The sequence below is a fragment of the Weissella sagaensis genome, assembly GCF_005405285.1.
Taxonomy (GTDB): Bacteria; Bacillota; Bacilli; order Lactobacillales; family Lactobacillaceae; genus Weissella; species Weissella sagaensis.
On record NZ_BJDT01000001.1, the window covers coordinates 266,034 to 277,727 of the forward strand.

Consider the following 11,694-nt stretch of genomic DNA (forward strand, 5'->3'; position numbering starts at 1 on the left):
ACGAAGGAAGGAAACGACAATGAATACCGGACAAGTTGTTCAAGTCATTGGCCCCGTTGTCGACATTGCCTTTCCATCAGATACAAAGATTCCAGATATTAACAATGCGTTGGTTATTGAAAAGGGTGATCAAACGACATTGACAGTTGAAGTGTCTTTGTCTTTGGGTGATGGTGTCGTACGTACGATTGCCATGGATTCAACAGATGGATTGCAACGTGGAATGACGGTAACAGACACTGGAAAGTCAATCAGTGTCCCTGTTGGTGAAGAAACGTTAGGTCGTGTGTTTAATGTGCTAGGAGAACCAGTTGATGGTGGTGAAGCACTTGGAGATGACGTACCACGTGATTCAATTCACCGTGATGCACCTGCATACGATGAATTGTCAACATCAACAGAAATTTTAGAAACTGGTATCAAAGTTATTGACCTCTTAGCACCATATGTTCGTGGTGGTAAGATTGGTTTATTCGGTGGTGCTGGTGTTGGTAAGACGGTATTGATTCAAGAATTGATTCATAATATCGCACAAGGTCACAATGGTATTTCTGTGTTTACTGGTGTGGGTGAGCGTACCCGTGAAGGTAATGACATGTACTACGAAATGCAAGGATCAGGTGTTTTGAAACAAACGGCCATGGTCTATGGTCAAATGAATGAGCCACCTGGTGCACGTATGCGTGTGGCTTTGACAGGTTTGACAATTGCAGAGCACTTCCGTGATGTTAATGGACAAGATGTGTTGTTGTTTATCGATAACATTTTCCGTTTCACGCAAGCTGGTTCTGAAGTGTCAGCTTTGTTAGGTCGTATTCCTTCAGCCGTTGGATATCAACCAACTTTGGCTACTGAAATGGGACAATTACAAGAACGAATCACTTCAACTAAGAAGGGGTCAGTTACTTCAATCCAAGCAGTTTATGTGCCGGCCGATGATTATACCGACCCTGCGCCTGCAACAACATTCGCACACTTGGATGCTACTACTAATTTGGAACGTTCTTTGACGCAACAAGGTATCTATCCAGCGGTGGACCCATTGGCATCAACATCAACGGCCTTGGCGCCAGAAATTGTTGGACAAGAACACTATGACGTTGCAACTGAAGTACAACAGACATTACAACGTTACCGTGAATTACAAGATATCATTTCTATTCTAGGAATGGATGAATTGTCAGATGATGAAAAGACGGTTGTTAACCGTGCTCGTCGAATTCAATTCTTCTTATCACAACCATTCTCAGTTGCCGAAACATTTACAGGTTTACCTGGTGAGTATGTGCCTTTGTCTGAAACCGTACGCAGTTTTAAAGAAATTTTGGCTGGTAAGTACGATCAATACCCTGAAGATGCATTCCGTAATGTTGGAGTCATTGAACAGGTAGTTGACAAAGCAGCTAAAATGGCTGATTAAGTAAAGGGGGCGGCGCAATGAGTGAACACACCCTACATGTTAAGGTGGTTACGCCAAATGGTGTTGTGTTTGAGCATGAGACTGCATCGTTAGTGGTATTAGATACAACTAATGGTGAAGAAGGAATTATGGCACAACATGCACCTATTATTTCAGCGTTGCAGATTAGTGAACTTAAGGTAATTGATGAAGCGACGGATTCAGAAGAAATTATCGCGATTAGTGGTGGATTTGGTGAATTCTCGAATAATCAATTAACAATAGTTTCTGATAGTGCAGAGCGTGCGAAAGACATTGATGTTGAACGAGCAAAGAGAGCTAAAGAACGTGCTGAGAAGCATATAGCTGCTAGTGAGACTGATGATATTGTTCGTGCCCAAACTGCCTTGTTACGTGCGGCTAATCGTATTCATGCCGTTACTGGTAATAAATGATTAATTGAAGGCCATCAAATTCGAACAGAATTTGGTGGCCTTTAGTGTATTTTTATATATCCTAAAACTTGATGTGTTAGATACCGTAAAATTTGATAGAATAGAATCTAGTATTGATTAAAGAAAGTAGGACAACAGGATGATCGTATTATCGGGAACTATTGGTGCCGGAAAGACCAGTTTAACAACGATGCTTGCAGAACATTTAGGAAGTGAAGCATTATACGAATCCGTTGATGATAATCCGATTTTGCCATTGTTTTACGAGGACCCAAAGCGTTATGGTTTCTTGTTACAAAATTATTTTCTAAATAAGCGGTTGGATAACATCAGAGATGCACAAGGTAGCCAATTAAATGTCATTGATCGATCTATCTTTGAAGATTTGTTGTTATTTAAGCTAAATGCTGATTTAGATAGAGCAACCCAAACTGAAGTACAAATTTATGGTGACTTGTTAAACAATATTATGGAGCAAGTTGATTTTTCAGATGATGCGATTGTCAAAACACCTGATTTGCTAATTTATATTCATGTTAGCTTTGATACGATGTTAGAACGTATTAAAAAACGTGGTCGCGAGTATGAACAAATTGAAAATGATCCATCATTGTATAATTACTATAAAAGTTTAAATGAACGATATGTGGCATGGTTTGAATCTTATGATCGTTCGCCCAAATTGAGTATTGATGGTGATCGTTTTGATTTTGTAACAGATGCTGAGGCTGCGAACCAAGTATTGGCATTGATTGATGATAAAATCAAAGCGCTAGGTTTGAAAAATAATTAGGAGAATTATTATGCTAGATATGAAAATAATTCGTCAAAAGACGGAACAAGTAAAGGAACGCTTGGCAACTCGTGGGGTTGATCCTAAAGAAGTTGACGCACTGGTGGCTGACGATGCTAAGCGTCGTGAATTGTTAGTGCAAACTGAAGAATTAAAGGCACGTCGTAATACAGTATCAGACCAAATTGGTTTAAAGAAACGTCAAAAAGAAGATGCTAGCGATGTTATTGCTGAAATGCAAAAGGTTTCAGCAACAATTAAGTCATTAGATGAACAAGTTGTAAAATTGGATGAACAAATTAAGAACCGTGCTTTGCATTTCCCTAATTTGCCAAATGATACAATTCCTGTTGGGGCTGATGAAGAGGCTAATCGCGAAGAACGTCAATGGGGTGAGATTCCAACCTTTGACTTTGCGCCAAAAGCGCATTTTGAGATTGGTGAAGATTTGGGTATTTTAGACTTTGAACGTGGTGCGAAGGTTTCCGGTGCCCGTTTTGTCTACTACGTTGGTCAAGGTGCCCGTTTGGAACGTGCCGTTTATAACTTTATGTTGGATGAACACCAAAAAGAAGGTTATAAAGAAATGATTACGCCATACATTGTTAAAAATGAGGCAATGTATGGAACTGGTCAGTATCCAAAGTTTATGGACGATGCATACCGTGTTGGTACTAATGATGATATGACGTTAATTCCAACGGCTGAAGTGCCACTAACAAATTATTTCCGTGAAGAAGTTATTGATGATAACAAATTACCATATAGTGTGACTGCGTTGTCACCAGCTTTCCGTCAAGAAGCGGGATCAGCTGGTCGCGATACGCGTGGTTTGATTCGTATGCATCAGTTTAACAAGGTTGAAATGGTTAAGTTTACAAAGCCAGAAGATTCATATCAAGCATTGGAAGATATGACGGTTAATGCTGAAACATTATTGCAAAAATTGGGCTTGCCTTACCACGTGATTACCTTATCAACAGGAGACATGGGCTTTTCTGCTGCTAAAACATATGATGTGGAAGTTTGGATGCCACAGCAAAATATTTACCGTGAGATTTCTTCTATCTCAAATACAGAAGCTTTCCAAGCTCGTCGGGCACGAATTCAGTATCGTGATGAGAATGGTAAATTACAATTTGTTCATACTTTGAATGGTTCTGGATTGGCAGTTGGCCGTACTGTTGCAGCTATTTTGGAAAATTATCAAAATGCAGACGGAACGGTTACAATTCCAGAAGTTTTGCGTCCTTATTTTGGCGCTGATCAAATTGTTCCAGAAGCTACAATTTAAAGAATGATGATTAAAGACTAACGTGAAGCAATTCGTGTCAGTCTTTTTTTATTTGATTGGATAATAAAATAAAAGATATTAAAAAAGTAATTGCAAAAATATGCAAAAGCTAGTAATATATATCGAGTGGTAAGTAGCTGATGGTTGTTTTTTCAATTTGAGGCACTAGTTAATTAGTTTAAATTAAGTATTGACACTTGTTTGATAATTAGCTATACTATAAAAGTTGTCGGATGTTACATTCGACTGACGTCTGTTGCGGATGTGGCGGAACTGGCAGACGCGCTGGATTTAGGTTCCAGTGCCCCTAGGGCGTGCAGGTTCGATTCCTGTCATCCGCATATATCGTTTATCGATACAGAAGCCGACTTAGCTCAGCTGGCAGAGCGCTTCACTAGTAATGAAGAGGTCGCTGGTTCGAATCCAGTAGTCGGCATCCCATGCGAATATAGTTCAGCTGGTAGAACGCTACCTTGCCATGGTAGAGGTCGCGGGTTCGAATCCCGTTGTTCGCTTTCTTCCAAATGGGAAGCTTTAAAATTAATATGCACCTATAGCGCAACTGGATAGAGTGTCTGACTACGAATCAGAAGGTTGAAGGTTCGAATCCTTCTAGGTGCATCAATTGAAAACCATCAAGAGAAATCTTGGTGGTTTTTGTGTCAACAAATAAACGTGAAGCAAACGACATTGAATATTTTAAAAAATATGGGGTTTTAGTGGCATTGTGTTGCAATGCGTTCTATAATTATGTCAATATTGGTCAAAGGGGGGTGTTGGTTATGAATGATTCAAATATGTCTGATAATATTGAGACATACTTGAAGCAAATTTTACAGCAGGCGCATGAAATTGAAATTCGCCGTGTTGAACTTGCCCAACGATTTAATGTTGTGCCATCGCAGATTAATTATGTGATTAAAACACGTTTTAATACGGAAAATGGTTATTTAGTTGAATCAAAACGCGGTGGTGGCGGTTATATTCGGATTGTTGAAATGGCATTACGAAATGAACAACGCCTTATTGAAGAAATAAAACAACAACTCCCAAAGATAGTTAGCTTTAGAACAGCAACATCAGTAATATCAAGCTTGTGTCGTGAACAAATTTTAACCGTCCACGAAAGTGAATTAATTTTGACATTATTATCAAAAGAAACACTAAGCGTCGGGGATGTGACTGTTCAAGGTCAGTTACGAGCAAGATTATTACAACAATTATTAAGCCGTTTACGGTTTGAAAGCGAGCGTAATTAATATGGATAATCAATATACACCAAGTGCAAAAAATGTCCTAGTTGTTGCACAAGAACAAGCAAAGTATTTTAAACATCAAGCAGTTGGTACCGAACACCTATTGCTTGCGTTAGCGATTGAAAAAGAAGGTATTGCTAGCAAAGTATTGCAAGAATTTGATGTTAGTGATGATGATATTAAAAGTCAAATTGAACAATTTACGGGCTATGGCACATTGTCTAGAAATGCTAAAAGTGCCTACTTGCCATATTCACCAAAGGCTTCTGATATGATGCGTTTAGCTCATGAAAATGCTAAGCAATTACATCAAGATCAAACGGGAACCGAACATTTTCTGTTGGCATTATTGTCAGATGAAACGATTTTTTCATCACGTATTTTAGCTAATTTAAATATTAGTCCTGCTGAAATGCGTCGGGCAACGTTGCGTAAACTAGGCGTTAAAGATGTTGCTAAAAAACGTGACCCACGTCGTAATCGACGCGGCCAGCAACCAGAAACAGAAGGAACACCAACGTTGGATACGTTGGCACGTGATTTAACGCAATTGGCACGTGATGATAAAATGGACCCCGTTGTTGGTCGTGAAGCTGAAGTTAAACGGGTCATTCAAATCTTGTCACGTCGAACTAAAAACAATCCCGTTTTAATTGGTGAACCTGGGGTTGGAAAAACGGCAATTGCAGAAGGATTAGCACAACGTATCGTCACTGGTGATGTTCCTTCAGATATGACCCAAAAGCGGTTGATGATGCTTGATATGGGATCACTAGTTGCTGGTACGAAATATCGTGGTGAATTCGAAGATCGTTTGAAAAAAGTGATTGAGGAAATTCAACGAGATGGTCAGGTAATTCTTTTTATTGACGAGTTACATACATTGATTGGTGCTGGTGGTGCTGAAGGTGCCATTGATGCTTCAAATATTTTGAAACCAGCATTAGCTCGTGGTGAATTACAAACAATTGGTGCGACAACGTTGGATGAATATCAAAAGTATATTGAAGCTGATGCTGCCTTGGAACGCCGTTTTGCACAGGTTAGCGTTGAAGAACCAACGCAATCAGATGCAATTGAGATTTTGAAAGGGCTAAAGCCACGCTATGAACAACATCATCAAGTGTCAATTCCAGATGAGACAATTGTTGAAGCGGTAAAACTTTCAGTACGTTATGTAACGGATCGCTTCTTGCCTGATAAGGCGATTGATATTATGGATGAAGCTGCTGCTAAAGTTCGTATCGATCGTGTTGGGCATCAAACGCCAGTTGCTAAGCAACAAGAAAAGTTGTTGGTTTTGCGTCAAGCGAAAGATGAAGCAATTGAACAGTTGAATTTTGAATTAGCTGCTGAATATCGTAAGAAGGAGATGCGTCAAAAGCGTCAAATTGATAAATTGCTTGATGAACAAAATGACAATCAAGCGAATGAGCAATATGATTTAACGTTGTCAGTTCATGATATTGCCCAAGTAGTTTCTGAACAAACAGGTGTGCCATTGACACAAATGGAAAAATCAGAACAAGAGCGTTTGGTTAATCTAGAAAAGGTGTTGCACAATCGTGTGATTGGCCAAAATGAAGCTGTTTCAGCAATTGCACGTTCTATTCGTCGTGCTCGGTCTGGTTTGAAAGATCCACAACGGCCAATCGGTACGTTCTTGTTCTTAGGGCCTACTGGAACGGGAAAAACTGAATTAGCAAAGGCTTTGGCTGAAGCAGTATTTGGCTCAGAAGATAACATGATTCGGGTCGATATGTCAGAGTATCGCGAAGCATATTCTGCAAGTCGTCTGGTTGGATCAGCACCAGGTTATGTTGGATATGAGGAAGGTGGCCAGTTAACGGAAAAGGTTCGCCGCCATCCATATTCAGTTGTCTTACTAGATGAGGCTGAAAAGGCACACCCAGATATTTATAACTTGATGTTACAAGTTTTTGATGATGGCTATATGACAGATGCTAAGGGTCGTAAAGTTGATTTTAGAAATACAATCATTATTATGACATCTAATTTAGGTGCAACACGTCTACGTGATGAAAAGTCAGTTGGCTTTGGTGCAATTGATAAATCAGCTAATTACGATGCAATGCGTGATACGATTATGAAGACGGTTAAAGAAACATTCCGTCCTGAATTTGTTAATCGTTTGGATGAAATGGTTGTATTCCGTTCGCTAAATAAGGATGAATTACATCAAATTGTTAAGCTGATGGCTAAATCAGTTTTGCAACGCATTAGTGAGCAAGGCTTTAATATTAAAATGACGCCTGCAGCAATGAATGTTGTTGCCAAAGCTGGTTTTGACCCAGAGTTTGGTGCCCGTCCAATTCGTCGCGCATTACAATCAAAGGTTGAAGATGCGCTTTCAGAAGAACTATTGCTTGGTAAGATTACGATTAATGATCAGGTGACAGTTGGTGCTAAAAATGGTGAAATTAAGATTAGTGTTAAACCACTAAAACAAGACACTGCAACTGTGTCAGGTTAAATTTAAAAAGTAAGCGTTGACAAGAAGTCTTTTTCTTGCTAATGCTTACTTTTTCTTGTATACTTAATAATAGTTTAATTGTGTATAAAACAATGGCTGACAGGAAATATTGTCCCTGAAAGCCTGCATAGCAACGACAAGAGCATTTTCAATTACGGGGATGCTGTTGTCTTTTTTGCACTTAAAAACCGGTATAAAACAGAAATTGTAAACAAACTGTAATAAACTGGATGCACAGTTGGCCAATTCAAAGCGAGGTGGAAAACTTGGTAGGAACGCTTGTAAAGTATGGTAAACACCGTGTTCGTCGTAGTTATGCTCGAATCAAAGAAGTTCTTGATTTGCCTAACTTAATCGAAATTCAAACGGACTCATACAACTGGTTTTTGGATGAAGGATTACGTGAAATGTTTATGGACATTTTGCCAATCGAAGATTTCCAAGGTAAGTTGTCTCTAGAATTTGTGGACTATAAGCTCATGGAGCCTAAGTACACAGTAGAAGAAGCACGTAATCATGATGCTAATTATTCAGCACCATTGCACGTTACGTTGCGTTTAACAAATCAAGAAACTGGCGAAATTAAATCACAAGATGTTTTCTTTGGTGATTTCCCATTGATGACACCAGCAGGAACTTTTATTATTAATGGTGCTGAACGTGTTATCGTTTCACAATTAGTACGTTCTCCTGGTGTGTACTATAACGAAGAATTAGACAAGAATGGTCGTCCAAACTTTGGTACGACTTTCATTCCAAGTCGTGGTGCTTGGCTAGAATTTGAAACGGATGCTAAGGGTCTTAGCTATGTTCGTATTGATCGTACCCGTAAGTTGCCAATTACTGAATTGGTACGTGCATTGGGTTACGGTTCAGATTCTGAAATCCTACAAATGCTTGGTGATCAATATGATTCAATTTCATTAACATTAGACAAAGATGTACACAAGGTCATTGAGGATTCACGTGTAGAAGAGGCCTTGAAGGACATCTATGAGCGTCTTCGTCCAGGTGAGCCTAAGACTGCTGATTCAGCACGTGCATTGTTGACCGCTCGTTTCTTTGACCCAAAGCGTTATGACTTAGCACCTGTTGGTCGTTACAAGATTAACAAGAAGCTATCATTGAAATCACGTTTGATGGGCTTGACATTGGGTGAAACACTGGCTGATCCTGATACTGGTGAGATTATTGCGACAAAGGGTACTGTCATTGACAAGCAAGTTATGTCAGTTTTGTCACCTTACTTGGATCGTGATGATTTCAAACGTACGACTTTTACACCATCTGATGATGCTGTCGTAACGGAACCAATGGTTTTGCAAACAATCTTAGTTGAAAATCCAGAAGATCCTGAAAAGACTTTGCCAGTTATTGGTAACGGTCAATTTGATCCAAAGATTCGAACAGTTAAGCCAGCTGACATTATTGCCGGTATGAACCACTTCTTAAACTTGCCATTAGGCATCGGTTCAACTGATGATATTGACCACTTGGGTAACCGTCGTATCCGCCGTGTTGGTGAATTGCTACAAAATACATTCCGAATCGGTTTGAGCCGTATGGAACGTGTTGTACGCGAACGTATGTCAATTCAAGATCCTGATACAGTAACACCACAACAATTGATTAATATTCGTCCTGTTGTTGCAGCTGTTAAGGAATTCTTTGGTTCATCACAATTGTCACAATTCATGGACCAAACAAACCCATTGGGTGAATTAACTAACAAGCGTCGTTTATCAGCTCTTGGACCTGGTGGTTTGACTCGTGATCGTGCCGGTTATGAAGTTCGAGACGTTCACTATACGCACTATGGTCGTATGGATCCAATCGAAACACCTGAAGGACCTAACATTGGGTTGATTAATTCATTGGCCACTTACGGACGTGTTAATAAGTATGGTTTCATTGAAACACCATATCGTCGTGTTGATTGGGATACACACAAGGTTACTGACCGTATTGACTACTTAACAGCTGATGAAGAAGATAACTTTGTGGTTGCACAAGGAAATTCTGTCTTAAATGATGATGGTTCGTTTGCTACTGATACTGTTTTGGCACGTAAGAGTGATGTCAACGTTGAAGTACCAATTGATCAAGTTGACTACATGGACGTTTCTCCTAAGCAAATTGTTGCTGTTGCCACAGCAGCTATTCCTTTCTTGGAAAACGATGACTCAAATCGTGCTTTGATGGGTGCCAACATGCAACGTCAAGCAGTTCCTTTGGTTGATCCACATGCACCATTAATTGGTACTGGTATTGAATACAAGGCTGCGCATGATGCGGGTGTTGCGATTATTTCAAAGTATCCAGGTATTGTTGAATATGTTGATGGCCGTGAAATCCGTGTTCGTCGTGAAGATGGTTCATTAGATAAGTATGCTTTGATGAAGTTCCGTCGTTCAAACGCAGGTAAGAATTATAACCAACGACCAATTGTTAAGGTTGGGGATGCTGTTGATGCTGATGAAGTATTAGCTGACGGACCATCAATGGAGCAAGGTGAATTGGCCTTGGGACAAAACCCGTTGATTGCCTTCATGACTTGGCAAGGATATAACTTCGAGGACGCCATCATTATTAATGAGCGTTTGATTCGTGATGATGTTTATACATCAATTCACATTGAAGAATACGAATCAGAGGCTCGTGATACAAAGCTTGGCCCTGAAGAATTTACACGTGAAATTCCAAATACTGGTGAAGACCAATTGAAGAATTTGGATGAACGAGGAATTATTCGTATTGGTGCTGAAGTAGAAGACGGTGATATTTTGGTTGGTAAGGTAACGCCTAAGGGTGTAACTGAACTATCAGCTGAAGAGCGTTTGCTACATGCTATCTTTGGTGAAAAAGCACGTGAAGTACGTGACACTTCATTAAAGGTACCTCACGGTGGTGGCGGTGTCGTTCAAGACGTCCGTATCTTCACTCGTGAAAATGGTGATGAATTGTCACCTGGTGTTAATATGATGGTTCGTGTCTACATTGCCCAACGTCGTAAGATCCAAGTTGGTGACAAGATGGCCGGACGTCACGGTAACAAGGGTACTGTTTCAGTTATTGTTCCTTCTGAAGATATGCCATTCATGCCAGATGGTACACCAATTGACATTATGTTGTCACCAATGGGTGTTCCTTCACGTATGAACATTGGACAAGTGCTTGAATTACACTTAGGTATGGCTGCTCGTGAACTAGGTATCCACGTTGCATCACCTGTCTTTGATGGGGCACGTGACACAGATATCTGGGATGCTATTCAAGAAGCTGGTTTGCCAGCCGATGGAAAGTCAATCCTTTATGATGGTCGTACTGGTGAAGCCTTTGATAAGCGTGTGTCTGTTGGTATCATGCACTACATGAAGCTAGCACACATGGTTGATGATAAAATTCACGCCCGTTCAATCGGACCTTACTCATTAGTTACGCAACAACCACTTGGTGGTAAAGCACAATTCGGTGGACAGCGTTTCGGAGAAATGGAAGTTTGGGCCCTTGAAGCTTATGGTGCTGCACATACATTGCAGGAAATCTTAACGTACAAGTCTGACGACGTTGTCGGTCGTGTTAAGACTTATGAAGCCATTGTTAAGGGTGAACAAATTCCTAAGCCAGGTGTTCCTGAATCATTCCGTGTGTTGGTTAAAGAATTACAAGCACTTGGTTTGGACATGAAGGTCTTGGACGCCGAAGAGCGCGAAATTGAATTGCGTGATATGGATGAGGATGATTCAGTGCTAAACGTTGAAACAGCTGGTCAAAAGACTGACCAATTAGCCCAAGAATTTAATGCTGACGGTACAAATACATCAGCAGCTAATTCAAATAGTGTTGCTAATACAACTGATAGTACTAAATAAAATTTAAATAAAGTGTAGCCGACCTAGTTTTTGCTAGGCTTGTGCTTAGTGTGAAGGGTATTGTGTTAATAATCGGCATACTAAGGACAAGCCTAGTGAAGTTTTGGGTCGGAATTGTATAAAGAACCTAT

Annotated in this window: 7 protein-coding genes and 4 tRNA genes; all 11 read left to right on the forward strand. The window is 40.0% G+C overall.

Annotated features, from left to right (window positions below; genetic code table 11):
* The first annotated feature begins 19 nt into the window (after nucleotides 1–19).
* The 11 genes from atpD (at nucleotide 20) to rpoB (ending at nucleotide 11,563) form a co-directional block, all read left to right on the forward strand.
* Nucleotides 20–1,420, forward strand: coding sequence for a F0F1 ATP synthase subunit beta (atpD, locus tag FFM55_RS01300; RefSeq protein ID WP_042491943.1), 1,401 nt, complete (start codon nucleotides 20–22; stop codon nucleotides 1,418–1,420).
* A gap of 17 nt (nucleotides 1,421–1,437) precedes the next feature.
* The gene (locus tag FFM55_RS01305; protein WP_042491941.1) at nucleotides 1,438–1,854 is read left to right on the forward strand and encodes a F0F1 ATP synthase subunit epsilon; all 417 of its coding nucleotides are present in this window, start codon (nucleotides 1,438–1,440) and stop codon (nucleotides 1,852–1,854) included.
* Between the two features lie 139 nt (nucleotides 1,855–1,993).
* Nucleotides 1,994–2,647 carry a deoxynucleoside kinase gene (locus tag FFM55_RS01310; protein ID WP_042491940.1) on the forward strand — a complete coding sequence of 218 codons (654 nt, stop codon included), beginning with the start codon at nucleotides 1,994–1,996 and terminating at the stop codon, nucleotides 2,645–2,647.
* Nucleotides 2,648–2,657: 10 nt separating this feature from the next.
* The gene (gene serS, locus FFM55_RS01315; protein ID WP_042491938.1) at nucleotides 2,658–3,941 is read left to right on the forward strand and encodes a serine--tRNA ligase; all 1,284 of its coding nucleotides are present in this window, start codon (nucleotides 2,658–2,660) and stop codon (nucleotides 3,939–3,941) included.
* A gap of 258 nt (nucleotides 3,942–4,199) precedes the next feature.
* Nucleotides 4,200–4,282 (forward strand) — tRNA-Leu (locus tag FFM55_RS01320).
* A gap of 22 nt (nucleotides 4,283–4,304) precedes the next feature.
* Nucleotides 4,305–4,377: transfer RNA gene (locus tag FFM55_RS01325), tRNA-Thr, on the forward strand.
* 6 nt (nucleotides 4,378–4,383) lie between these two features.
* Nucleotides 4,384–4,456 (forward strand) — tRNA-Gly (locus FFM55_RS01330).
* Nucleotides 4,457–4,488: 32 nt separating this feature from the next.
* A tRNA-Arg gene (locus tag FFM55_RS01335) sits at nucleotides 4,489–4,562 on the forward strand.
* 161 nt (nucleotides 4,563–4,723) lie between these two features.
* Nucleotides 4,724–5,200: a CtsR family transcriptional regulator gene (locus FFM55_RS01340; protein WP_042491937.1), complete on the forward strand. Its 477-nt coding sequence runs from the start codon at nucleotides 4,724–4,726 to the stop codon at nucleotides 5,198–5,200.
* Nucleotide 5,201: 1 nt separating this feature from the next.
* Nucleotides 5,202–7,691, forward strand: coding sequence for an ATP-dependent Clp protease ATP-binding subunit (locus FFM55_RS01345; protein WP_042491935.1), 2,490 nt, complete (start codon nucleotides 5,202–5,204; stop codon nucleotides 7,689–7,691).
* A 257-nt stretch (nucleotides 7,692–7,948) separates the two neighbouring features.
* Entirely contained in the window at nucleotides 7,949–11,563 is a 3,615-nt protein-coding gene (rpoB, locus tag FFM55_RS01350; protein WP_502229866.1) for a DNA-directed RNA polymerase subunit beta, read from the forward strand.
* Nucleotides 11,564–11,694: the final 131 nt, after the last annotated feature.